The organism is Olleya marilimosa CAM030 (genome assembly GCF_000518485.1).
GTDB lineage: Bacteria > Bacteroidota > Bacteroidia > Flavobacteriales > Flavobacteriaceae > Olleya > Olleya marilimosa.
The window spans coordinates 155801-180200 of record NZ_KI912443.1 but is presented as its reverse complement, the minus strand read 5'-3'; the positions used below and the strand labels follow the sequence as shown (position 1 = coordinate 180200).

Genomic DNA, 24400 nt, shown 5'->3' with positions numbered 1-24400 from the left:
TGAACATGAAAAAAATAATATTAACAGTTTTAGGGCTAGCGTTATTTACAACACTATCGTCTTGTGTTGATGACCTTGACACAGCGCCTAAAGTAGAATTAACTTTGGAACAATTATTAGAAAATGATCCAAATGCTGTAGAAGGTATTTTATCTAGACTATATGCATCATTTGCATTGTCAGGTCCAAGTGGTCCTGGAAGTTCTGATATAAGTGACGACGCAGGAGAATCTCCTTTTTTAAGAGGAATTGTAAATTTACAAGACTTTACTGCAGACGGAATGAAAAATCGTTGGGGAGATGATGGATTAGATCAACTTACAACAACATCAGAATGGACAAGTAATAATAAGTTTTTTAGATATTTATATAACAGAGCTTACTACACAATCCCTCAATGTAACAACTTACTTAATGTATTAAATAGCGCAAGCACTGATGCTGGCGAGTCAGTTGTATCTGAGGTAAGATTTTTAAGAGCGCTAGCTTACTTTTATGTAATCGATGTTTTTGGAAAAGGTGTTTTAGCTACTGATGAAAACTTTGGTCAATCAGAACTTTTACCTGAATCTTCAAGAGAAGAACTATTTAATTACGTAGAGTCTGAACTTTTAGAAATTGAACCATTAATAGGAACCTTTAACGGTTATGGAAGAGCAAACACCTACGTTGTAGACATGTTATTAGCAAAACTTTATTTAAATGCTGAAGTCTATACAGGGACACCAAGATATGATCAAGCATATATTTATGTAAATAAAGTTATTACTGAAGGTGGTTATACCTTAACAGATAATTTTGTTGAAAATTTCTCAGGAGATAATGATATGTCTACAGAAATTATTTATCCACTAATCGCAGATCCAATTGTAAGCCAAAGTTATGGAAACACAACTTATATTGTAAACGGAAGCTTAAGTCCAGACACAATAACTATTTCAGAATTTGGAGCAACAGAAGGTTGGCAAGGACACAGAGCCACTAAAGCTTGGTATGGATTATTTGGAGATTTAGACACATCTACAGATGATAGAGCTGATTTATTTTGGACTGAAGGTCACAACTATGAAATGAATGACTACACTGTATGGACAGATGGTTATCCTTCAACAAAATTTAGAAACACAACATTTAATTCAGAATATACTCCTACAAGTTTTTCTGGAACAGATTTTCCTTTATACCGTTTAGCAGACGCTTACCTTATGTATGCAGAATGTGCACTTCGTGGTGCAGCTGGAGCAAGCATGACAGACGCTTTAAACTATGTTAATTTAGTAAGAACACGATCACATGCAACAACTATTTCAATGGGAGAGTTAAACTTAGACTTTATCATAGATGAAAGAGGTAGAGAATTAAACCTTGAAGGACACAGAAGAACAGATTTAATTCGTTTTGGAAAATTTACAGGAGGAAGCTACTTATGGCCTTGGAAAGGTGGAACTTTAAACGGAACTTCAATTCCTGACACATATAATGTATTTCCTATTCCACAAACAGCTTTAGAAGCAAATCCAAATTTACAACAAAATACAGGTTACTAACTAAATAAAATAACAATGAAAAATTTTAAAATTTTATTACTTGTAGTTATCGCTATGATTGGCTTTAACTCTTGTCAAGAAGACGATGATTTAGTTTTCACAGCAGCTCCAACAGGTGATTTTACCTTTTCAAATTCTTTTTTAGAACAATATGTTTTAACATCTCAAGCGTCTAGTAACATCGCAGAAAGATTTACTTGGGATGATGCTAATTTTAATGTCCCTACTAATACGTCTTATGAGCTACAACGTTCATTAACTGGAGACTTTACAGATATGGTTGTTGTAGAAACAACAAGTGCTAATGAGCTAGCTGTGACTATTGGAGACATGTTATCTATTGCGGAAGAAGCAGGTTTAAATAACGATCCTGCAACACCAGAGCTAAATGCAGGAAGTATTACTTTTAGATTAAGAGCTTACGTTGGTGATACTGGAAATGGAACAGAGTTAATGTCTTTTCCACAAGTATTAAACGTTTACTTACCTCCTACTACTAATGGTGGTGGTGGATCTGGAATAGAACCATCTATTTGGGGAGTTGTAGGATCTGCAGCTAACGATTGGGGAAATGCTGGTCCAGACTTACCATTTTACACAACTTCAGATCCTGATGTTGTGGTAGCTTATGTTAATTTAAAAGATGGAGAGTTTAAAGTTAGACAAAGTAATGATTGGTCACTACCTAATTATGGAGATGCAACTTTAGATGGAGTTTTTGATGCTGATAACGATAATAACATAGCAGTAACTGCTGGAGACTATAAAATTGTATTTAACACAAACACATTAGCTTATACTATTGAAGCTTTTTCTTACGGAATTGTTGGTTCTGCATACAACGATTGGGGAAATGCTGGACCTGATGCTAAATTCCATTATGATTACACAACAGATACTTTTAAAGTAGGTGTTAAACTAATTGATGGTGAGATGAAAGTTAGATTTAATCAAGATTGGGGATTACCAAACTATGGTGATGCAACACTTGATGGTGTATTAGATACTGATAGTGATAACAACATTGCTGTAACTGCAGGATTCTATTTAATGACTATAAACTTAAACGATTTTTCTTACACATTAGTGCCAACTGATTTATGGGGAGTTGTAGGTTCTGGTTATAATGATTGGGGTAACGCAGGTCCTGATGCTACTTTTACACCTTTAACAGACTCACAATGGTTAGCAGAAAACGTGACCTTAATTGATGGCGAAATTAAAATACGCTTAAATGAAGATTGGTCTTTAACTAACTATGGTGATGCAACACTTGATGGTGTATTAGATACTGATAGTGATAATAACATTGTTGTAACTGCTGGAGTTTATGATATTAAATTAGATTTTACAGATCCTAGTGCTCCAACATATGTATTTATAACTAAATAATAATTAATTTGAATATTAATTAAGAGGCAGCATCCTATTTGGTAAGCTGCCTCTTTTTTTAAAACTAACTTCGCTATGAAAAAAATTATATTTTTTATTTTTTTGTTGTGTCAAATTACATTAGCGCAACAACAAAATGTAACTTACAGTGTTACTCCTTCAACAATTGAAGAAGACCAGATGGTAACACTTACTTTTAATGGTAGCAGTATTAACGAAGCTACTTGGAACGTTATAAATAATGAACTTTATCTTTGGTCATGGTCATACGATTTAAATTTAATTAATCAACAAGACGCTCCAAATAATGGTGATTGGACAGACTCTTCTAATGCTACTACACCAAACCTGCTAACCTATAATGCTGGAAACGATACATATTCTATTTCGTTTATACCACAAGACTTTTATAATAGGACTGGCATTGGACGTATTGGATTTCTTTTAAAAGCTAAAGACGCTTCAGGAGACAAAAAGTCTCAAGATATACTTGAGGATGTTGGCTCATTCCAAGTCATTTTAACTACTCCTGAAGACAATTCAACAACAATTATTGATGCTGGAAGTAACTTTGACATTTCTGCTAATAATACTGGTGGATCTGCAAACTACGTTTTAAGTGCAGATGGAACAACTATTAACACTCAAAATGGCGTGTCTTCGTATAACTTTCAGGACACAGCTATAACAGTAAACAAAAACTACATTTTAGATGTAACAGTTGGTGGACAAACTAAAACAAAATCTTTCTCAGTAGTTGTGGATCCTGGTAGTACTTTTGCTATTATGCCGACCAACTATCAAGATGGAATTACATACGATCCTGCTGATCCAACAAAAGCAACATTAGTGCTATATGCACAAGGCAAGGACTTTGTTTACGTAGCAGGAAGTTTTAATAATTGGCAGCCAGACAGTAGTTACGCCATGAAAAGAGATCCAACAAGAAATAATAAATACTGGATAACATTAACTGGTTTAACTCCTGGACAAATAGAAACCTATCAATATTGGGTTGTAGATAAAACTCCTTTAGCTAATTCTCCTAAATTAGTTAAAGTTGCAGACCCTTATTCAACGTTAGTCTTATCACCTTTTGATGATCCTTATATTCCTACAACTTCATATCCAAATATTCCAACCTATCCAATTGGTCAAGATAGAGAGGTCACTGTTCTACAAACTGGTCAAACAGATTACCCATGGGTAGTAACTAATTTTGAAAAACCAAAAAAAGAAGATCTAGTAATATATGAAGTATTAGTTAGAGACTTTGACGCAAATAAAAACTTTCAGGATATAATAGATAGAATAGATTATTTTAAAAATCTAAACATCAATGCTATTCAATTAATGCCAATTATGGAATTTGAAGGCAATGAAAGTTGGGGATATAATACCTCTTTTCATATGGCTTTAGACAAATACTATGGTACAGAAGACAAACTTAAAGAGCTTATCGATATTTGTCATCAAAACGGAATTGCTGTAATATTAGACCTTGCACTAAACCACGCATTTGGGCGTAACCCAATGGTACGTATGTGGATGGATGATGCAGATGGAGACGGTTGGGGAGAACCAAGTAGTGAAAACCCATATTTTAATCAAGTCGCAACACATAGTTACAGTGTTGGTTCTGATTTTGACCACTCAAACTCATTCACAAAAGTATATTCTAAAAGAGTTGTAAAACAATGGATCGAAGAATATAAAATTGATGGATTTAGATGGGATCTAACTAAAGGATTTACTCAAAACGCCTCTTCAGGAGAGACACAAACTAATGCCTACCAAGCAGACAGAGTCGCTATTTTAAAAGAATATGCAGATTACTCATGGAGTTTGGATCCAGACCACTACGTTATATTTGAACATTTAGGATTTGGCGGAAGCGCTGTAGAAGAAAAAGAATGGGCTGATTATAGAATAGATGAAGGCAAAGGTATCATGCTTTGGGGAAAAATGACAGACCCTTACAATCAATTAACAATGGGTTATAGCTCTGGTACAGACATTAGCAGAATGGGTCATAAAGATGCAAGTCGTAATTATGATGCTCCAAGATTAGTTGGTTATCCAGAAAGTCATGATGAAGAACGCCTAATGTATAAAAACATCCAATTTGGAAACAGCAGTAATGCTAGCCATAATGTTACTAATTTAGAAATAGCAACTAAAAGAATGTCTGCTTTAGGTGCAGTATCATTAACCATACCTGGACCTAAAATGATTTGGCATTTTGGAGAACTTGCTATGGAAAACTCTATTTATACATGTAATAATGGGACTGTAAATACTGAAGCAGATGCTATTGATGGTAATTGTAAACTAGATACAAAACCACAACCACAATGGACAAATGGATGGCTTACTGACGTTAATAGAAGTCAAGTATATAATGATTGGTCTAGGATTAACGACTTAAAGGTAAACGAAGCTGTCTTTGAAGGGGATTATATAATTAATGACAGTAGTAACCCAAATGTAGATACGCTAACACCAAGAATTTATATTTTTGATAACACAATACCATCTACAGAATTAAAAAACGTAGTCATATTAGCAAACTTTGATGTTACATCACAAAACGTAACACCAGATTTTCCGTATACAGGTACATGGTATGATTTAATGGACCCTACAAATAGTACATTTATAAATGTTAGCAACACTGCAACACCAATAACAATACCAGCAGGAGAGTTTAAAATATATGGTAATTCGGTACCACAAAGCCTAAGCACAGATCAATTTGAAATTACCGATAACTTTAAATTATATCCTAATCCTGCAAAAACGTCCTTTAAATTAACAACTAAAATAACAGGAGTTAAAATCTTAGACGTGTCAGGAAAACAGTTAATTGAATACAAAGGAACATTTGACGCAGGACATCAATTTAATATTGAAAATTTAGTTAACGGATTATATATAATACAGTTAGAAGACACTAACGGACAAACTAAAATATCCAAACTAATAAAATCTTAAATTAACACCTGTAATCATATAAAAAGCTTCAATATTTAATTGAAGCTTTTTTGTAGTGCATTTTGATACTCAAAAAGATATGAACAAACTTATTAAAAATAAGTGCTATCAGTATTTGGTAATCAAATATATAATCGTAAATTTGCAAACTCTTTTTGAGAGAGGAATGTTTAATAAAAAATAATTAATAACGTGGACACATTAAGCTACAAAACGATTTCAGCAAACAAAGCAACTGCAGATAAGCAGTGGGTTTTAGTAGATGCTGAAGGTCAATCATTAGGTCGTTTAGCTTCTAAAGTTGCAAAACTTTTAAGAGGAAAACACAAACCTAGCTTCACACCACACGTTGATTGTGGAGATAACGTAATTGTTATCAATTCAGAAAAAATCAACTTAACTGGAAACAAATGGAATGACAAAACGTACATTCGTCACACAGGTTATCCAGGTGGTCAAAGAAGTTTAACTGCTACAGAAATGTTTGGAAAAGATCCAGCAAGATTAGTAGAAAAATCAGTAAAAGGAATGTTACCTAAAAACAAATTAGGTGCAACATTATTCCGTAATTTAAATGTTGTTGTTGGTGCAGCTCATTCACATGAAGCACAAAAGCCAACAGTAATTAACTTAAACGAATTCAAGTAATGGAAGTAATTCACAAAATTGGTCGTCGTAAGACCGCAGTTGCTCGTGTTTACCTATCTGAAGGAAAAGGTAATATTACGATTAACAAAAAAGACATTAAAGACTACTTCGATACTGCAACATTACAATACAAAGTAAACCAACCATTAGCTTTAACAGATAATGAAGGTGCTTTTGATATTAAAGTAAATGTATTTGGAGGAGGTATCACAGGTCAAGCTGAAGCTGTTCGTTTAGCAATCTCTCGTGCAATGTGCGAATTAGATGCTGAAAACAGATTAATCTTAAAGCCTGAAGGTTTATTAACAAGAGACCCAAGAATGGTTGAGCGTAAAAAATTCGGACAGAAAAAAGCGCGTAAGAAATTCCAATTCTCTAAACGTTAATACCTTTGTTGAATTTATTTTCAACACAAAACAAAAAATCAAACAGTTATTGTTGTCCTAGTGTAAAAACAGGATTTAGTTTAGCATCTAAATGAAGCCAAAAGCATAAAGCAAATGGAACATTGCTAATTCAACAGAACGTAAACTATTACAAAATGGCAGTAGAAGTAAAAGAATTACTTGAAGCAGGTGTACACTTTGGTCACCTTACACGTAAGTGGGATCCTAACATGGCGCCTTACGTATATATGGAGCGTAACGGTATCCATATTATAAACTTATATAAAACAGCAGCTAAAATTGAAGAAGCTGGAGATGCATTAGCAAAAATTGCAGCTTCAGGTCGTAAAATTTTATTTGTTGCAACAAAAAAGCAAGCAAAAGATATCGTAGCTGAAAAAGCAGGTAGCATCAACATGCCTTTCATTACTGAAAGATGGCCTGGTGGAATGTTAACAAACTTTGTTACAATCCGTAAAGCAATCAAAAAGATGGCTACAATTGATAGAATGAAAAAAGATGGTACGTTTTTAACGTTATCTAAAAAAGAACGTTTACAAGTTGACCGTTTAAGAGCTAAGTTAGAAAAAAACTTAGGGTCTATCGTTGACATGACACGTTTACCAGGAGCTTTATTTGTTGTTGACATTAAGCGCGAACATATTGCAATTAAAGAAGCTCAAAAATTAAACATTCCTATTTTTGCAATGGTAGATACTAACTCTGATCCACGTCAAGTAGATTATGTAATACCAGCAAATGACGATGCTTCTAAATCAATAGACAAAATCTTAACGCACGTTACTGATGCTATTACAGCAGGATTAAACGAGCGTAAAGCTGAAAAAGCAGACAAAGATGCAGCTAAAGTAGATAAAAAAGCAGCACCTAAAAAAGCTAAAGCAGCTAAAGACGAAGAAGAATAAAATAACAATTTCAAAACACAAACAAGTCGTTTAATTCTTTTCTTTGTTGAAAACTAATTAAACGACTTTTTTTAAATTATACTTATTATGAGCGAAGTAAAAATTTCAGCAGCACAAGTAAACGAACTAAGAAAAGCTACAGGAGCCGGAATGATGGACTGTAAAAAAGCATTAGTTGAAGCAGGTGGTGATTTTGACAAAGCAATTGACGTTTTACGTAAAAAAGGTCAAAAAGTAGCAGAAAAAAGAGCTGACAGAGATTCTTCTGAAGGTGCTGCAGCAATCAAAATTAACGATGACAACACTGTTGGTGTTGCAATCGTATTAGGTTGTGAAACTGATTTTGTTGGTAAAAACGAATCATTTTTAGCATTAGCTGGGCAATTTGCAGACATTGCAATTAACTTTGATACTAAGGAAGATTTTTTAGCAGCAGACTTTGGTGGTATGACAGTTGCTGAAAAATTAGTTGAACAAACTGGTGTAGTTGGTGAGAAATTAGAAATCACTGCATTTGAAAAATTAGAAGCGCCTTACGTAGGTTCTTATGTTCATATCAATAAAATTGGTGCATTAGTTGGTTTATCTGAAGCAAACGAAACTGTTGGTAAAGATGTAGCAATGCAAGTGGCTTCAATGGGAGCGTCTTCATTATCTTACAAAGACTTTGATCCTGCATTTGTAGCATCAGAAACTGAAGCAAGAATTGCTGTTATCGAAAAAGATAACATCGAGTTAGGTCGTTTAGGTAAAACACTTAAAAATGTACCTCAATACATCTCAATGTCTCAATTAACTCCAGAAGTTATGGCTAAAGCTGAAGAAGATGCTAAAGCAGAATTAAAAGCTGAAGGAAAACCAGAACAAATCTGGGACAAAATTTTACCAGGTAAAATGGATCGTTTTGTATCTGACAATACTACTTTAGATCAAGAACAATGTTTATTAGATCAAAGATTCATTAAAGATGAAAAAATGACTGTAGCAGATTACGTAGCATCTCAAAACGTATCTGTAACAGCTTTCAAACGTGTATCTTTAGGATAGAAAACTATTTTTATTTCCGCGTAAGCGAAAATTTAAAATAATTACACATATTTAAAACCACTACTCTATTTTAGAGTTAGTGGTTTTTTTATGATTAATTAATCAACTTAGTAAAAAAGCGAACATTTGTGTATTAATAGCAATTTCAGAAATAAAAAATTTATGTAGCTTTGCTAAACTTTCGGAACGACTTATGAAACTTCCATAAAAAACGATCTAACGCAAGCGAATGATTAAATGGAAGTAACATGTGACCCATGAAAAACAATAAATAAACACATGAAATACAAACGCATACTCCTAAAATTATCTGGTGAAGCCCTAATGGGAAACCGTCAATATGGTATTGATCCAGAACGATTATCAGAATACGCAGAAGAGATTAAAGCAGTTACAGAAAAAGGTGTAGAAGTTGCTATAGTTATTGGTGGTGGTAACATTTTTAGAGGTGTTGCAGGTGCCATGAATGGTATGGATCGTGTACAAGGAGATCATATGGGTATGTTAGCAACTGTTATTAATGGTTTAGCATTACAACAAGCATTAGAAGACGCTGGTATAAAAACTAGACTACAAACAGCTATCAAAATAAACGAAGTTGCAGAGCCTTTTATTAGAAGAAAAGCAATGAGCCATCTTAATAAAGGTCGCGTTGTTATTTTTGGAGGTGGAACAGGTAATCCTTACTTTACAACAGACTCTGCAGCAGTATTAAGAGCTATCGAGATTGAGGCTGACGTAATCCTAAAAGGAACGCGTGTGGATGGAATATACAATACAGATCCAGAAAAAGATAGTACTGCTATAAAATTTGACCATATTACCTTTGATGACGTTTTACGTAAAGGTCTTAAAGTTATGGATACTACAGCTTTTACATTAAGCCAAGAAAACGACTTACCAATAATTGTATTTGATATGAATACAAAAGGTAATTTAATGAAGGTCGTAACAGGAGAAAATATAGGAACACAAGTAAGTTTATAAAATAGATTATATTACGTTTAAAATTGGCTCGCTTTTTGAAAGTCATTCAATATTAAATTATTACAAGCATGAACGAAGACATTACATTTATAGTAGATAGCGCAAAGGAAGCAATGGATAAAGCCATTAAGCATCTAGAAAAACAATTTGTAAATATTAGAGCAGGAAAAGCTAGTCCTGCAATGTTAGGAAGCGTAATGGTAGACTATTATGGCTCACAAACACCATTAAGTCAAGTTGCCAATGTTAACACTCCAGATGGTCGTACAATTACGGTACAACCATGGGAAAAAAACATGCTTCAAGCAATTGAAAAAGCTATAATGATTGCTAATCTTGGATTTAACCCAATGAATAATGGAGATTTATTAATAATAAGTGTTCCTCCATTAACAGAAGAGCGTAGACGTGATTTAGCAAAACAAGCTAAAGCTGAAGCTGAAGATGCTAAAGTTGGTGTAAGAAGCGCTCGTAAAGATGCTAATAACGACATTAAGAAGACTGAAGACGCGTCTGAAGACCTTCAAAAAAATGCGGAAGCTGACGTACAAGCCTTGACTGACAAATACGTTAAAAAAATAGACGACATTTTAGCTGCCAAAGAAGCAGAGATTATGACTGTTTAAATCTTAAAAGCGACTTAAAAGTCGCTTTTTTTATAACTTTTATCAAAATATAACGTTAAGAGGTTTTAATAAAATATAGTAATGAAGTTTTTAAAATCACTTTTTGTATGTTTGTTTTTATGTGTAAGTATCCTGCAAGCACAAGAGTATGCCTTTATACCAAAAGAGCAACATCGCCTAACAGATGAAGAAGTTAAAACAATGGAGTTAGTTATTACACCAGATGTTTTACTTTTTAACGAGAGAGGCAAGTTATTACCTATGTCACAGGTACAACTAATGACCAACTCTGACTACAAACCGCTATTTTTTGTTGACAACGACAACAAACTAAAGTCAGTAGTATTTAAAAGACTAAAAGCAATAAACACTACTATCGCTAAAAACCCTGAAGCAAACTTTAATAAAGGAGAAAAAGCTTATGACTTTATTGCTACAGATTTAGATGGTAACACCTTTAAACTATCAGATTTAAAAGGACAAGTCGTAATATTAAATTTTTGGTTTACAAATTGCGGTCCTTGTATACAAGAAATGCCAGAATTAAATAACTTAGCGGACAATTTTAAAAATAAAAAAGTAAAGTTTTTGGCAGTAACATTTAACAAAAAAGAAATTGTAGAACAGTTTTTAAAAACTAAAGACTTTAATTTCACTTTAATACCTAATGCCAATAACATCATATCGTTATATGGTGTAAGCACCTACCCAACGACTATAGTTATTAATAAAAAAGGTGAAATTGTAACCAAAGAAGTTGGTTACAGAACTAATATAAAATCTGTACTTACTAAAGCTATTAATGCAGCACTTTAAATCAAAAAAACAAAATTACTGGTTAGTAATGTTGTGCTTAATTAGCATGACAATTTGTATGGCACAAACGCCTGAACAAAATCTAAAAGTTAGTGACACTACCAAATCTAGTGAACTTTTAAAACAAATTGGAAATGGTTTTTTCCCTACTAAAATATGGAATTTTGACCTAAGATATCTAATTAAATTTAATCAATATGAAGGTTTTAGGACAGGTCTAGGTGGTATTACAAATGATGCTTTTTCCGAAAAATACAGGATAGACTCTTATTTAGTTTATGGTTTTAGGGACGATAGCTTCAAATATAAAATTGGTGGTGGTTTTAGAGTTAACCCAAAGTCAAAAACTTGGATCAACATATCTTATATTGACGATTTAAAAGAAACTGGTAGTTCAGATTTTTTGACAGATAGCAGGTCCTTTTCATTTTTTGAACCTAGATTATTAAACATTGATTTATTCCATAAGCATATTACGTCTGCAATTTCTTTAGAGCATGAAATTAATCCTAAATTATATTCTAAATCAGAGATAGCAATAAGTAATATTAGACCTACCTACTCTTACAACTATTTTTTAGATGGTAATAACTATAGTGGTTTTGAAACTACTACAGCTAAAGTTGCACTACAATGGAATCCTTTTAACACCTCGCAAACTTCAGATAATGGTAATCAAACAATTATAGAAGGCTACCCAAAATTTACATTACAATACACCAAAAGTTTTAAAGATGTTTTGAATGCAGATTTTAACTTTTCAAAATTAGATTTTAAAACTATACATAAAATAAAGCATAACAAAAACTCTTATACCATAGGAACTTTAAGTGCTGGAATTGCACATGGTGATGCACCTTTAACCCACCTTTACCATGCATACCCAAATAATATAACCAAAGAAACTATTTTGCAACGTTTTTCTGTTGCTGGAATTAATAGTTTTGAAACCATGTATTTTAACGAGTTTTTTTCAGACCGTTTTTCGACAGTAGTGCTAAAGCATTATGTTAAACCATTTGCTATTGCTAAACGATTTAACCCTCAATTAGTGCTTATTACACGTTATGCAATTGGTAATATGAATAATATTGGTAGACACCAAGAAGTTACGTTTCAAACCTTAAAATACGGTTATACAGAATCTGGTTTTGAGATTAACAAACTACTATTTGGTTTTGGTCTTAGTGCAACGTATAGATATGGTGCATACCATTTACCAAATGAAGAAGATAATATTGCAATTAAATTCACTTTTAATATTGCATTATAAACTAAATTTAGCTTAGTAAATACAATGGTTTTGCATACCTTTGCTCCGTTTTTTAGAGCATTATGTTAAAACTATTTTCAGCAAATTTCTGGGATGTTGTTGCAAGACTAATCTTGCGCAATAAGATAGCAATTCTAATAGGTGTTGTACTTGTTACTATATTTTTTAGTACACAATGGAAGTACATGCGTTTTACGTATACTGAGGCCAACCTATTACCAGACGACCATGAGGTTAATATTACTTACAACGATTTTTTAAAAGTTTTTGGTGAAGAAGGTAATTTAATTGTCCTTGGTGTAAAGGACACAACCCTATTTACAGTTGAAAAACTAAATGCGTGGAACGCACTTTCTGATAGTTTTAGAAAAGCACCTGAGGTAGAAACTGTAGTTTCTATTAAAGACCTTCAAAAATTAGTTAAGGATCAAGAAAACGAAAAATTTGCTTTAGAGCCTTTTATAAAAGACTCCGTTTCTTCCATTCAACAAATTGAAAAACTACAAGATCAACTTTTTAACCAATATCCTTTTTACGATAATTTTTTATTCAATAAGAAAACCAAAACGGTACGTACTGCTGTATACCTAAAAAAAGATATAGTTAATACACCTGCTAGGAAGGACTTTGTTATGGACAACCTAGTTGAAAAAGTTAAAGCTTTTGAGAAAGCTCAAGGAATGAATGTCCGCATTTCTGGTATGCCATACATACGTACGCTTAATGCACAAAATATTGTTGATGAGATTAACTTATTTGTACTTGCTGCATTATTAGTAACCTCCTTAATATTCTTTTTATTTTTTAGATCGTTTAGAGCCACCTTTATTTCACTTATCGTAGTTTGTATTGGTGTTATGTGGACTTTGGGTATCCTAGGAATGTTAGGTTACGAGATTACCGTATTAACAGCATTAATACCTCCTTTAATTATTGTTATTGGTATTCCTAATTGTATTTTCTTAATTAACAAATACCAACATGAGGTTAAATCTCATGGTAATAAAGTAAAAAGTTTACAACGTGTCATTACTAAAGTTGGTAATGCAACATTAATGACTAATGTAACAACAGCCTCTGGTTTTGCAACGTTTATTTTAACAGAAAGCACTTTATTAAAAGAGTTTGGTGTTGTAGCTTCATTAAGTATCCTTGCTATTTTTATACTTTGCCTATTAATAATACCAATTATTTACACCTTTTTACCTTACCCTAAAGATCGCCATTTAGAACATTTAAACAAAAAATGGATTGGTGGTTTTGTAAACTGGATGGAGCAAATGGTAAGAGAAAAACGTATCACTATTTATATTACATCTTTAGTGCTTTTAGTGGTATGTTTAATTGGAATTTTTCAAATTAAAATATCAGGAAGCCTTATAGAGGATATGCCTAAAAAGGCAGAATTTTTTCAAGATATTCGCTTTTTTGAAGAAGAGTTTGATGGTATTATGCCATTAGAAATCATGATTGACACCAAGCGTAAACAAGGCGTAATGAAGTTAGCGACTTTAAAACGAATGAATAAAATTGAGGAGTTTATAAATGAAACACCTGAATTTTCAAAACCAATATCTGTGGTAGGCTTAGTTAAATACTCTAAACAAGCGTATTATAATGGCAATCCAAAATATTACCAGCTACCAACAAGTCAAGAAAACAGCTTCATTTTGTCCTATGCAAAAAACTCGACTTCAAATGTAGATTTACTTAAAAACTTTGTTGATAGTACTGGTCAATACGCAAGAATAACAACCTTTATGAAGGATATTGGAACGGATAAAATGGAACGTATCCAAGAAAATCTTCAAGACAAAATTGATAATGTTTTTCCAAACGACCGCTATAACGTCACCATGACTGGTAAAGCATTAGTGTTTCAAAAAGGAACTAAATATTTGGTTAAAAACTTAGCCATATCACTATCATTAGCTGTGATTTTAATTTCACTGTTTATGGCTTATATGTTCCGATCATTTAGGATGATAATTGTTTCATTAATCCCAAATCTTTTACCATTAGTTGTTACTGCTGGATTAATGGGCTATTTAGGCGTACCAATTAAGCCCTCAACTATACTTGTATTTAGTATTGCTTTTGGTATATCTGTAGATGATACTATACACTTTTTGGCAAAATACAGACAAGAGTTACAAGCTAATAATTGGAAAATTAAAAAATCAGTTTATGCAGCCTTAAGAGAGACAGGTGTTAGTATGTTTTATACATCAATAGTACTATTTTTCGGGTTTTCTGTATTTATAATCTCAAGCTTTGGTGGTACAGTTGCTTTAGGTGCATTAGTATCTGTAACATTGTTATTTGCCATGTTATCAAACTTACTATTATTACCATCTTTATTATTATCTCTAGAAAGAAGCATAGCCAACAAAGAGGTATTAAAAGAACCAACAATAAATATCATACCTTCTGAAGATGATGATGAGGAAGAAAAATCATTTATTTCAGAAGAAAAATAATATAAAAGTATATTTTTAATCAAATTTTTTTAAAAATGAATTCATATACAGTCGCTACATTACTTAAAGAGACCAAATTACAGGAAGTACATATAAAAGGTTGGGTACGTACCTTTAGAGCCAATAGATTTGTGGCTTTAAATGATGGATCAACACTACAAAACATTCAATGTGTAGTAGATTTTGAAAAAACTGACGAAGCCTTATTAAAACGAATCACAACAGGTGCTGCTGTAGCTATTACAGGAGATTTAGTGGAGAGTCAAGGAAAAGGACAAAACGTTGAAATTACAGTTACTAAGATTGAAATCCTAGGAGATTCTGACCCTGAAACATATCCAATTCAGCCTAAAAAACACAGCTTTGAGTTTTTAAGAGAAAACGCACATTTACGCACACGTACTAATACATTTAGTGCTGTAATGCGTTTACGTTCGGCTTTATCTTTTGCGGTACACAAGTATTTTAACGACAATGGTTTTTACTACATGCATACACCAATCATAACAGGTAGTGATGCAGAAGGTGCTGGAGAAATGTTTCGTGTAAGCACATTAGATCAAAAAAATCCACCTTTAACAGAGGATGGAGCTATAGATCACTCAAAAAACTTTTTTGGCAAAGACACAAACCTAACTGTTTCGGGACAATTAGAAGCAGAAACCTATGCGATGTCTTTAGGTAAAGTATACACTTTTGGACCAACGTTTAGAGCAGAAAACTCTAACACTTCTCGTCACCTTGCAGAGTTTTGGATGATTGAGCCTGAAGTTGCTTTTATGGACTTAGCTGGTAATATGGATTTAGCAGAAGACTTCATGAAGTCTGTGATATCTTACGTTTTAGAGCATAATAAAGAAGATTTAGAATTTTTAGACCAACGTCTATTAGATGAAGAAAAAGTAAAACCACAAGCTGAAAGAAGTGATTTAAGTTTAATTGAAAAATTAAAATTTGTTACAGAAAACAACTTTAAACGTGTTAGCTATACTGAAGCTATAGATATTTTAAGAAACTCTAAACCTAACAAGAAAAAGAAATTTAATTATATCATTGAAGAATGGGGAGCAGATTTACAATCAGAACACGAACGTTTTCTTGTAGAAAAGCACTTTAAATGTCCAGTAATATTATTTGATTATCCTGCAAACATTAAAGCATTTTACATGCGTTTAAATGAAGACGGAAAAACAGTAAGAGCAATGGATATTTTATTTCCAGGTATTGGAGAAATAGTTGGTGGATCACAACGTGAAGAGCGCTTAGAAGTCCTTAAAGAAAAAATGGCTGTCCTAGATATTCCTGAAGAAGAATTATGGTGGTACTTAGACTTACGTAAGTATGGTACAGCAGTACACTCTGGTTTTGGACTTGGATTTGAACGTTTGGTTATGTTTGCTACTGGTATGACTAACATTAGAGACGTAATTCCTTACCCAAGAACACCACAAAACGCAGAGTTTTAATGGATAAAATTACTATAGTAGTACACTAACGTAAATTTATACCTAAAATATATCTTAAAACAATCTACTAAAATCAATAATGTAGATTGTTTTTTTTATTTTTATCCTAATTCTAAAACACATCATGCTTAAACAATATCTACAGTTTAAATTATCGCAAAAGTTGTCTCCGCAACAAATTCAATTAATGAAATTGATACAATTGCCTACGCAAGCATTTGAGCAGCGATTAAAGCAAGAGCTGGAAGAAAACCCTGCTTTAGAAGGTGGTAAAGAAGATAATTCTGACGAGTTAGATGATGACTTTGACAACTCTCAAGACGACTATAATGATAATGAAACTATTGATACTGGTGATATTAATGTAGATGATTATTTAAGTGATGACGAAGTACCTGATTATAGAACAAGTGTTAATAATTATAGCGCAGATGACGAAGAGAAAAGCGTCCCTTATGCAGCAGGAACATCGTTTACACAACATTTAATCAATCAATTAAACACGTACAGACTATCAGACGACGAAAGAGATATTGCCGAATTTTTAGTTGGTAGTGTAGATGAAAGTGGATACATACGTAGAGAATTAAGTGATATTGTGGATGATTTAGCATTTACACAAAGCGTCTACACTGATGAAGATAAAGTAAAAAAAGTACTTAGGATTGTTCATCAATTGGATCCAGCTGGTGTTGGTGCTAGAAACCTACAAGAGTGTTTAAGCATCCAATTACATCGTAAAGAAAAACAGCCTGACATAGTATTAGCAGCAGATATTATAGATAACGCTTTTGATCAATTTACAAAAAAGCATTACAAAAAATTAATGCAAAAATTTGATATTTCAGAGTTGCAACTTAAGGATGCTATTCATGAAATTGAACGTTTAAATCCAAAGCCAGGAGGATCCTATGCTGGAAATAACAGAATTGTAGAACACGTCGTACCTGACTTTGCAATTAAAATTGTTGATGGCGAGTTAGAGCTTACTTTAAATGGTCGTAATGCACCAGAATTACATGTTTCTAGAGAATATAGTAACATGATGAAAGGTTATAAAGAAAGTAAAGATAAAAGTAAGTCGCAAAAAGATGCTGTTATGTTTATAAAACAAAAACTAGATGCAGCTAAGTGGTTTATTGATGCTATCAAACAGCGTCAACAAACTTTATTTGTAACTATGAGCAGCATCATGCATTATCAAAAAGAATATTTTTTAACAGGTGATGAGCGCAATCTTAAACCAATGATATTAAAAGATATTGCAGATGAGATTGAGATGGACGTGTCTACAGTATCACGTGTTGCTAATAGTAAATACGTAGATACACCTTACGGAACTAAGTTGATAAAAGAATTTTTCTCTGAATCTATGACTAACGATCAAGGAGAAGAAGTATCGACTAGAGAGATTAAAAAAATATTAGAAACTGTCATTGAAGAAGAAAGCAAAAAGAAACCGCTTACAGATGAAGCTTTAGCTAAAATCTTAAAAGAAAAAGGCTATCCTATTGCACGTCGTACTGTTGCTAAATATAGAGAGCAATTGGATATACCAGTTGCTAGGTTGCGTAAAAAAATATAATTAAAAAAATCCAGTCAAATGACTGGATTTTTTGTGTTAAAGAAGTATTTTTTTTATTATTTATTTTGTGTCTGAAATTCAACAAAGGCTTTAAAACTCTTAGAAAAATAAAAATGATATATCGCAACAGAATAAACAAAACTCATAACCATAAATGGAGTTTTATTAATTAATGAAGTGTTAACAGTAAAAATGCTATAAATAGCTGTTAAAGCTGCAATTGCAAATAACATAACTCCTAGTATTCTAGCCCAATTCTTACCTTTGTATATCATACTTAAAAGTCCTATAGTTAACAAAAATCTAACACCTTGTTGTATTAATTTTTTAACTTCAAACTCTGGCATTAATGAGTGATAAAAATAAATAGTGTGTATTGAGACCAACACGATACTTATTGAAATAAGTACTGTCCTTTTTTGTCCTGTTTTTTGTAAAATATTCATGTTTTAATAAATTAGTTCAATATTTTTTCTACAAACAATTTCCTTAAAGTTCATGTTAGGAAAAACCTTTATATCTTATTTTTTGTTTCAGTCTTTTATGTCATTTGAAATGACATACATATATTTTTAAAATTTTTAATCCTTAAATCATTACGTTTAATTCCAAAATAAAATATACCACTTCCACCAAATTTTCTTAAATCAGTATTGCTATCATCACAATCTAATTGTAACAATAATTCATATGATTTCGATAATTTTAAAATTTCATCCCATCGTTTTTGATATTCAGAACCTCCTTTTGCGTAAAGATTCAATTCTTTAGCTGCAAAATCATATACTACACTAGTTTGTATTGAATTATCATAACCAAGAATTTGATGAAGATTATTGACCTCTGAAAATAATTCCTCTTCCATAAATTCTTTGAATGGTTGATAAAAATGAAAATAGAAATCTTTATTTTTTTCATTAAACGTCATTAAGTGATAGTTTTCATCATGAGGTAACGTATAATATTTAAAGTATGATATCGTTGCACTTTTAAAGCTCCAATTGACACCATAGTCTTTGGGATAATCTACTCTAAACAATTGATCAGATTCTGAATAGATAAATTGGTAATCTTCCTCTAATACGCTAAACTGATTCCATTTTTCATTTATGTTCAAGAATATATAAAACATTCCTATGTTAGGAAGAATATTATCTTCTTCAAAAACCTGAATTTCTGATAAGTTATATTGAGCACAAAATAATAATGACTTATTTTCAAATGTAGGCCAAATAAAATTTTTTGGTAAATCTGGTTTACCTCCAATCTTTGATTTACCAATTTCTATTTTAGAATCATCAATTGATTGAGTTTTCATTCCCACTGCTGGACGAATTAATTTAGTAAGTTTCTCTCTATCTGATAAACTAATTTCGTTTGTTGAGTTTAAAATGAATGTAATTAATTCCTCTTTCTTATTATTGTTCATATGCGTTATAAAAAAACCCTTTAAGGATAATTAATTAATTCTGATACTTCACCTAAATTTAATGATTGATTTGAATTTATCAAATTATCTAAATAATTAATGAAATTACTTAAAACAGTGTATGCTTCGTCATTATCCATACCATCAACATTTATATTATCTAAAATATCATTAACCTTGGTACTATAAGAAGGATGGCCATTTAAATGACTACCAGAAGGCAAAGGTATGCCATTTATTGCTTCGTTCATATTAAAACCACCAGCTGAATTTGCTGCTTTCTGTACTAAATCATGATTTCTAAAATCCCAAGGAATTATATGATGTGCATGTAATCCTGTACCAGCTGATCCAATTACGTGTTTAAGTATATTTCTATCCCCAAAGGAGATCAAACCACTATCACTTACTTTAAAGACCAACCCAATAACACCTTGTGTAGTTTGATTAAGTACTTTTATAGAAATTTTTGCACTTGTACTTAACCACCCTGCAATTGGCACTGCACCAGAATAACTTAAAGTAGCATTCAAAGCATCTCCTTCAAAAGTATAGATAATACCATTAATAATATCTGCGGGCTCGCCAAAAAATGGAATTAAACCTAATGTATCAAGTGAAAAATGAACCAAATCCTTAGATGCTTCCCAATAAATTTTGATGTTAGACCAATCAGGATGTGCTGCTCTTAATGCAATACATCTCATCTTAAAATATAAAGTCAAGGGATCTGTCATTTCTGCATCAGAAGTGTCAATAGACATATATTGATTTACAGAATTTAAAAAAGCATAATCAAAAGAATTATAAATTTTATTTTGAGTTTTTGCATCAAGCATGAAATTTAATGCATTATAATCTACAATTGTTTCTTGACTGATAACTGCCAGTAGTTCATTAGAAAAAGCTTTAGAATCATCAGAATGATTATTTTCCGTTAAAAAATCTCCAATATTTATTTTTATAAAAATGTTACTTGGACTATTTATAAAATCCTGCAGTTCTGGTGACAAACCACTTAAAAATGATGTAAAAGGACCAGAGACTGATTGTAATGAGCCATCAAACAAAGGGACACTTTGTTCATTACCATGGTTATTAATGTCATCAGGATTGTAGTTCTCATCATTATCGTCATCGTTAGGGTTATCTAAATTATTAGGACCATCTAAAACTCCTCCATTATCTTCTTGCTCTTGATTTTCACCTTCTGATGTGGTATCGCTATCTAATGTACTATCACTTCCCGCATTTTCAATTAGACAATCCAAATCAAAGGACACTGTGTAATCTGAACCTGGAGTTGGTCCATTTGGACCAGGGTATCCTTGACAATCAAATCTTTGGGTCCATACATGGTTGCCACCTGCTGTACAAATAGAAGAATTAACATTTCCATATTCTATACCACCACATTCTGTACCTAATACTAACGTTTTAGCAAATAAGCTAGTTGTAAACGTTCCGTTTTCTAATAATTGCGATGTAATTTCAACGTTTTCTGGCAGTAAACCTGTAGTATTAAACGCTTCTAATTGTTGGTCTGATAAATCGTAATTAATTAGTACCTCTAAGTAACTACCATCGGGTTGTAATGATAATAAAAGATTACTTTTAGCACTTAAATCGTTATAATTAATAACGTTAAATGTATAAGAATGATAACTCCCATCTGTACTTTGTAAAAAATTAGCGACTTGATCGTTAATAGCTATATTTAAGTCGCTATTATAAATAATTTTTGAATTAGCGTTAGAATACTCTTCTCCTTTAATTTGATTATTACTTTTTTCTCCGCAATATTTTGATAAATTGTTAGCTAAAACAGGATTACTATATACTTCTTGTCTGCTAATTTTTTTAACTAAAACTTTCGATTCAGACTTTACTTGTTGGTCATTAATTTGATAGTCTTCGTCTTTAGAGCAGTTAGTAAGATTTAAAAATAGTGTTAGTACTAAAAGTTTGAGTAAATAATGAGTTGATTTTTTCATTTCTTTAAGGTTAAAAATTTGATGGTTTTAAAAATATTAATCGCGCGATTTTTATAACTGATTATCAATTGGTGACCAAATAGAAAAAAAAAAACAGTAGGCAAATTTATTTTTAGTGAAAAGATGTAAATTATCGTAAAAACAACGTTTTGCCACATTGTCAGTGTGGTTAAAACCGTAATTGGATAAATTTTATTCAAAACTTAATGTTTTCTCTTTAAGTTTTTTAGACAATATATTTTTTATTTTTGAATAAAATAAAAAAAATGAGCTTAGGAAAATTTAATAAATATATTATCAAAAGTTTGTCATTTATATTTCATCCTGTAATAATGCCATTATTGGCAGTACATTTCTATTTTAAAAAATCACCAAGATTTATTCCAGAAGAAATTGTTCATGCCAAGTTAATTTCGCTTTCTATACTATCTATAGCATTACCCATATTAGTATATTTTTTATTAAAAACTTTAGGTAAGACTGAAACAATATATTTAAAGACCACTAAAGAGCGTGTCTATCCTTTACTAATTAACTGCCTTATAATTGGTTTGCTAATATTACGCGTATTCCCATTAGATCAAATACCAGAGTTATACTTCTTTTTTGTTGGAATATTAATATCTAATATTACATGCTTAATTTTCGCAATAGCAAAATTTAAAGCTAGTATACATATAATTGCAACAGGAGGCGTATTTATGTTTTTCATAGCTTTTGCTATTCATTTTAGTGTAAATATAAATGGCTCATTGGCATTAATGGCTATAATAACTGGAGCTGTTGCGTCCTCTAGATTATCCCTAAAAGCACATACTCCTAAAGAGTTGATAATAGGTCTTTTTATAGGCATTACTCCACAACTTATTTTACTACAGTACTGGCTATAAAATATAAAACATTAATCCTACTTTAATAGCAGTCATATCAATAGGTTCAAGATTAACTGTAGCGTTATCAAATAAATCATTTAAACCATAATAAAGGTAAAAATTCCAGGTGTTATATCCAGCACAAAAGGTTAAACCATATTGCAGTGTGTTTAATACATCTGTGTTTTTTAAATTAATATTATTTGGAACACCTAAATACTTTGTTCCGTTGGTTATAACATAGCCAAATTTTAATCCTGTATAAATCCTCCAAAAACTATATTCGGTTGCTGTAGACGTCCTCCATCTATATTGTAAAGGCATTTCTACGATATAGGTGTAAAACTTGTTTTTAGTGTAATCTGTATCACCATCCAACACAGAAAAACCCAGAGTTTTACTATCCTGAGAAATTAACAAGTTTTGATTATAAGAATTAACAGATAATCCTAAACCCAAACCAATAGCTTTGTTTCTTCTTTTATTAATAGGCATATCTCTAATAAACCCAAAATGCACACCACTTGAAAAACCATTTTGAGATACACCTTCAGGCTTTTTACTTAATAAATTATAGGTTATACCTAAATAAAACTGATCTTCTCTGTAAAGCGAGTCAATAACTGTGGATGACAAAGACGAATCCTGAGCAACAACTACAGAGCTAAATATTGGTATTATAAAAAGAAGTAAAAAATATTTCATCTGTTATGCTAATTGAAATTGAGAAGATATAATCCTATTGATAAATCTAAGATAAAATAAAAGATATAAATTATTATAAAAAACAAAAGGTGTTTTGAAATTCAAAACACCTTTTGCTATAAAATTAAGAGTAATACTTATTTAAGTCCACTACCTTTTTTTGTAGTGTAATTAATTTTTAATTGACCAGTTTTACGCAATGCTTGTTCAATATCAGACACTAAACCCATGTTTGTCTCTTTATCTACTTTTAAAGCAGCGATTAATTGTGGTATTTCAGCTTCACGCTTTGAAGCTCTTTCAGCAGCTATAAAAGGTGCGATATCTTTAAGTTCGGCAAACTTATCGTTTAACTGAATTTTAGCTTCATCACCCATGTTTTTATAACTATCGCTAGGCTTTCCAGCGTAAATAAACATTATTAAGTTTTTTTGACCTAATTTTTCAGTCTCTGCAGCAGATGGCAAATTGTTTTTAATTTTCAAACTGTTGTCTCTCATTACGGTTGCGACCATAAAAAAGAATAATAGCATGAATACAATATCTGGTAAAGATGCTGTAGAAATAGCTGGCAACTCTTTGCTGCCTCCTTTTTTAAATTTTGACATAGTTTAATAATTATTTAGGTTCTGCTTTCGAGATGATTCTAGGATATTTGTTCTTAATATTATCTATCTTCTCTTTTAGCTTTTCACTTTTAAATTGAGGTGAATTAGAGTCGTCGTAACTAGCTTCCATTTCTTTAAAAGAACGGTTGTATAGTCTTTGTGCTAAACGCTCTCTTAACTCAGTGTAAGCACTTACTAACTGATCATAAACCACGATAAATGTTTCATAATCTGTAGCTCTAGAATGTGTTATAGAAACGATAGCTTTTGATGGATGGTCAGACGATGCTGGATCCTTTGCTCCGTTACAATAATCACATTTAGTTCCCTCAGTTCCCTCTCCTGCTCCATTATCAATAAACTTGATAGCTGCAGCTTTAAGGTCTTTAATTTTCATTAATTCTTCTTCAACCAACATTTGGTTGTCTTTGTTCAATTCAACAGTAAAAATGTTTTTCTGTTTAATTTTAACTTCAGGTGGCGGAATATCTGGTGGTAGTTTAGAACTAATACCAGAGTCCACTTCAATAGTTGTAGTAACTAAGAAGAATATTAATAATAAGAAGGCAATGTCAGCCATAGAGCCTGCATTAACTTCTGGTGCTGATCTTTTTGCCAT

At 31.8% G+C, this 24400-nt stretch carries 21 protein-coding genes; 15 read left to right on the top strand and 6 right to left on the bottom strand.

What is annotated here, in order from left to right:
• The first annotated feature begins 5 nt into the window (after window positions 1-5).
• The 14 genes from M890_RS0114735 to rpoN all read left to right on the top strand — a co-directional run bounded on the left by M890_RS0114735 (window position 6) and on the right by rpoN (window position 18173).
• On the top strand, window positions 6-1547 hold the full coding sequence (locus M890_RS0114735) for a RagB/SusD family nutrient uptake outer membrane protein (RefSeq protein WP_028284252.1): 1542 nt from the start codon (window positions 6-8) through the stop codon (window positions 1545-1547).
• 15 nt (window positions 1548-1562) lie between these two features.
• Window positions 1563-2939 (top strand): SusF/SusE family carbohydrate-binding protein, encoded by a 1377-nt coding sequence (locus M890_RS0114730; protein ID WP_028284251.1) that lies wholly within the window; start codon window positions 1563-1565, stop codon window positions 2937-2939.
• A gap of 75 nt (window positions 2940-3014) precedes the next feature.
• Window positions 3015-5933: an alpha-amylase family glycosyl hydrolase gene (locus M890_RS0114725; RefSeq protein WP_028284250.1), complete on the top strand. Its 2919-nt coding sequence runs from the start codon at window positions 3015-3017 to the stop codon at window positions 5931-5933.
• Between the two features lie 192 nt (window positions 5934-6125).
• Window positions 6126-6581, top strand: a complete 456-nt coding sequence (rplM, locus tag M890_RS0114720) for a 50S ribosomal protein L13 (RefSeq protein WP_028284249.1) — start codon at window positions 6126-6128, stop codon at window positions 6579-6581.
• Window positions 6581-6967 (top strand): 30S ribosomal protein S9, encoded by a 387-nt coding sequence (rpsI, locus tag M890_RS0114715; protein WP_028284248.1) that lies wholly within the window; start codon window positions 6581-6583, stop codon window positions 6965-6967. Before rplM ends, rpsI begins: the two co-directional genes overlap by 1 nt.
• 155 nt (window positions 6968-7122) lie before the next feature.
• Window positions 7123-7893, top strand: coding sequence for a 30S ribosomal protein S2 (rpsB, locus tag M890_RS0114710; RefSeq protein ID WP_028284247.1), 771 nt, complete (start codon window positions 7123-7125; stop codon window positions 7891-7893).
• 87 nt (window positions 7894-7980) lie between these two features.
• Window positions 7981-8940 carry a translation elongation factor Ts gene (tsf, locus tag M890_RS0114705; protein ID WP_028284246.1) on the top strand — a complete coding sequence of 320 codons (960 nt, stop codon included), beginning with the start codon at window positions 7981-7983 and terminating at the stop codon, window positions 8938-8940.
• Window positions 8941-9219: 279 nt separating this feature from the next.
• Window positions 9220-9927 carry a UMP kinase gene (pyrH, locus tag M890_RS0114700; RefSeq protein ID WP_028284245.1) on the top strand — a complete coding sequence of 236 codons (708 nt, stop codon included), beginning with the start codon at window positions 9220-9222 and terminating at the stop codon, window positions 9925-9927.
• Window positions 9928-9995: 68 nt separating this feature from the next.
• Window positions 9996-10553, top strand: coding sequence for a ribosome recycling factor (frr, locus tag M890_RS0114695; RefSeq protein WP_028284244.1), 558 nt, complete (start codon window positions 9996-9998; stop codon window positions 10551-10553).
• Between the two features lie 81 nt (window positions 10554-10634).
• Window positions 10635-11369 carry a peroxiredoxin family protein gene (locus tag M890_RS16555; protein ID WP_084553702.1) on the top strand — a complete coding sequence of 245 codons (735 nt, stop codon included), beginning with the start codon at window positions 10635-10637 and terminating at the stop codon, window positions 11367-11369.
• A gap of 58 nt (window positions 11370-11427) precedes the next feature.
• Window positions 11428-12642 (top strand): DUF5686 family C-terminal domain-containing protein, encoded by a 1215-nt coding sequence (locus tag M890_RS0114685; RefSeq protein WP_232219160.1) that lies wholly within the window; start codon window positions 11428-11430, stop codon window positions 12640-12642.
• A 62-nt stretch (window positions 12643-12704) separates the two neighbouring features.
• The gene (locus tag M890_RS0114680; RefSeq protein WP_028284242.1) at window positions 12705-15122 is read left to right on the top strand and encodes an efflux RND transporter permease subunit; all 2418 of its coding nucleotides are present in this window, start codon (window positions 12705-12707) and stop codon (window positions 15120-15122) included.
• Window positions 15123-15157: 35 nt separating this feature from the next.
• Window positions 15158-16588: an asparagine--tRNA ligase gene (gene asnS / locus M890_RS0114675; RefSeq protein ID WP_028284241.1), complete on the top strand. Its 1431-nt coding sequence runs from the start codon at window positions 15158-15160 to the stop codon at window positions 16586-16588.
• 124 nt (window positions 16589-16712) lie between these two features.
• Window positions 16713-18173 (top strand): RNA polymerase factor sigma-54, encoded by a 1461-nt coding sequence (gene rpoN / locus M890_RS0114670; protein WP_028284240.1) that lies wholly within the window; start codon window positions 16713-16715, stop codon window positions 18171-18173.
• 56 nt (window positions 18174-18229) lie between these two features.
• Here rpoN and M890_RS0114665 read toward each other — a convergent pair whose 3' ends face one another.
• From M890_RS0114665 to M890_RS0114655, 3 genes are all read right to left on the bottom strand, one after another.
• Window positions 18230-18619, bottom strand: coding sequence for a hypothetical protein (locus M890_RS0114665; RefSeq protein ID WP_028284239.1), 390 nt, complete (start codon window positions 18617-18619; stop codon window positions 18230-18232).
• A 95-nt stretch (window positions 18620-18714) separates the two neighbouring features.
• Complete coding sequence (locus tag M890_RS0114660; protein WP_028284238.1) at window positions 18715-19602, bottom strand: DUF1963 domain-containing protein; 888 nt, start codon at window positions 19600-19602, stop codon at window positions 18715-18717.
• A gap of 20 nt (window positions 19603-19622) precedes the next feature.
• Window positions 19623-21596 carry an AHH domain-containing protein gene (locus M890_RS0114655; protein ID WP_028284237.1) on the bottom strand — a complete coding sequence of 658 codons (1974 nt, stop codon included), beginning with the start codon at window positions 21594-21596 and terminating at the stop codon, window positions 19623-19625.
• Between the two features lie 266 nt (window positions 21597-21862).
• Here M890_RS0114655 and M890_RS0114650 point away from each other — a divergent pair, with 266 nt between their 5' ends.
• The gene (locus tag M890_RS0114650; protein WP_028284236.1) at window positions 21863-22486 is read left to right on the top strand and encodes a hypothetical protein; all 624 of its coding nucleotides are present in this window, start codon (window positions 21863-21865) and stop codon (window positions 22484-22486) included.
• Here the strand turns inward: M890_RS0114650 and M890_RS0114645 are convergent.
• The 3 genes from M890_RS0114645 to M890_RS0114635 all read right to left on the bottom strand — a co-directional run bounded on the left by M890_RS0114645 (window position 22481) and on the right by M890_RS0114635 (window position 24400).
• Complete coding sequence (locus tag M890_RS0114645) at window positions 22481-23173, bottom strand: porin family protein (protein ID WP_028284235.1); 693 nt, start codon at window positions 23171-23173, stop codon at window positions 22481-22483. The genes M890_RS0114650 and M890_RS0114645 overlap by 6 nt on opposite strands.
• Window positions 23174-23310: 137 nt before the next feature.
• Window positions 23311-23781 carry an ExbD/TolR family protein gene (locus M890_RS0114640; protein WP_028284234.1) on the bottom strand — a complete coding sequence of 157 codons (471 nt, stop codon included), beginning with the start codon at window positions 23779-23781 and terminating at the stop codon, window positions 23311-23313.
• A gap of 10 nt (window positions 23782-23791) precedes the next feature.
• Entirely contained in the window at window positions 23792-24400 is a 609-nt protein-coding gene (locus M890_RS0114635; RefSeq protein ID WP_028284233.1) for an ExbD/TolR family protein, read from the bottom strand.

Bases quoted from the DNA above. Each gene is read 5' to 3' on its own strand.
- M890_RS0114650 (WP_028284236.1), top strand. From the start codon at position 21,863: ATGAGCTTAGGAAAATTTAATAAATATATTATCAAAAGTTTGTCATTT.
- M890_RS0114645 (WP_028284235.1), bottom strand. From the start codon at position 23,173: ATGAAATATTTTTTACTTCTTTTTATAATACCAATATTTAGCTCTGTA.
- M890_RS0114685 (WP_232219160.1), top strand. From the start codon at position 11,428: ATGGCACAAACGCCTGAACAAAATCTAAAAGTTAGTGACACTACCAAA.
- M890_RS0114665 (WP_028284239.1), bottom strand. From the start codon at position 18,619: ATGAATATTTTACAAAAAACAGGACAAAAAAGGACAGTACTTATTTCA.
- M890_RS0114725 (WP_028284250.1), top strand. From the start codon at position 3,015: ATGAAAAAAATTATATTTTTTATTTTTTTGTTGTGTCAAATTACATTA.
- M890_RS0114730 (WP_028284251.1), top strand. From the start codon at position 1,563: ATGAAAAATTTTAAAATTTTATTACTTGTAGTTATCGCTATGATTGGC.
- M890_RS16555 (WP_084553702.1), top strand. From the start codon at position 10,635: ATGAAGTTTTTAAAATCACTTTTTGTATGTTTGTTTTTATGTGTAAGT.
- asnS (WP_028284241.1), top strand. From the start codon at position 15,158: ATGAATTCATATACAGTCGCTACATTACTTAAAGAGACCAAATTACAG.
- rpoN (WP_028284240.1), top strand. From the start codon at position 16,713: ATGCTTAAACAATATCTACAGTTTAAATTATCGCAAAAGTTGTCTCCG.
- M890_RS0114635 (WP_028284233.1), bottom strand. From the start codon at position 24,400: ATGGCAAAAAGATCAGCACCAGAAGTTAATGCAGGCTCTATGGCTGAC.
- M890_RS0114640 (WP_028284234.1), bottom strand. From the start codon at position 23,781: ATGTCAAAATTTAAAAAAGGAGGCAGCAAAGAGTTGCCAGCTATTTCT.
- M890_RS0114735 (WP_028284252.1), top strand. From the start codon at position 6: ATGAAAAAAATAATATTAACAGTTTTAGGGCTAGCGTTATTTACAACA.
- frr (WP_028284244.1), top strand. From the start codon at position 9,996: ATGAACGAAGACATTACATTTATAGTAGATAGCGCAAAGGAAGCAATG.
- rpsI (WP_028284248.1), top strand. From the start codon at position 6,581: ATGGAAGTAATTCACAAAATTGGTCGTCGTAAGACCGCAGTTGCTCGT.
- tsf (WP_028284246.1), top strand. From the start codon at position 7,981: ATGAGCGAAGTAAAAATTTCAGCAGCACAAGTAAACGAACTAAGAAAA.
- M890_RS0114680 (WP_028284242.1), top strand. From the start codon at position 12,705: ATGTTAAAACTATTTTCAGCAAATTTCTGGGATGTTGTTGCAAGACTA.
- rpsB (WP_028284247.1), top strand. From the start codon at position 7,123: ATGGCAGTAGAAGTAAAAGAATTACTTGAAGCAGGTGTACACTTTGGT.
- M890_RS0114655 (WP_028284237.1), bottom strand. From the start codon at position 21,596: ATGAAAAAATCAACTCATTATTTACTCAAACTTTTAGTACTAACACTA.
- pyrH (WP_028284245.1), top strand. From the start codon at position 9,220: ATGAAATACAAACGCATACTCCTAAAATTATCTGGTGAAGCCCTAATG.
- M890_RS0114660 (WP_028284238.1), bottom strand. From the start codon at position 19,602: ATGAACAATAATAAGAAAGAGGAATTAATTACATTCATTTTAAACTCA.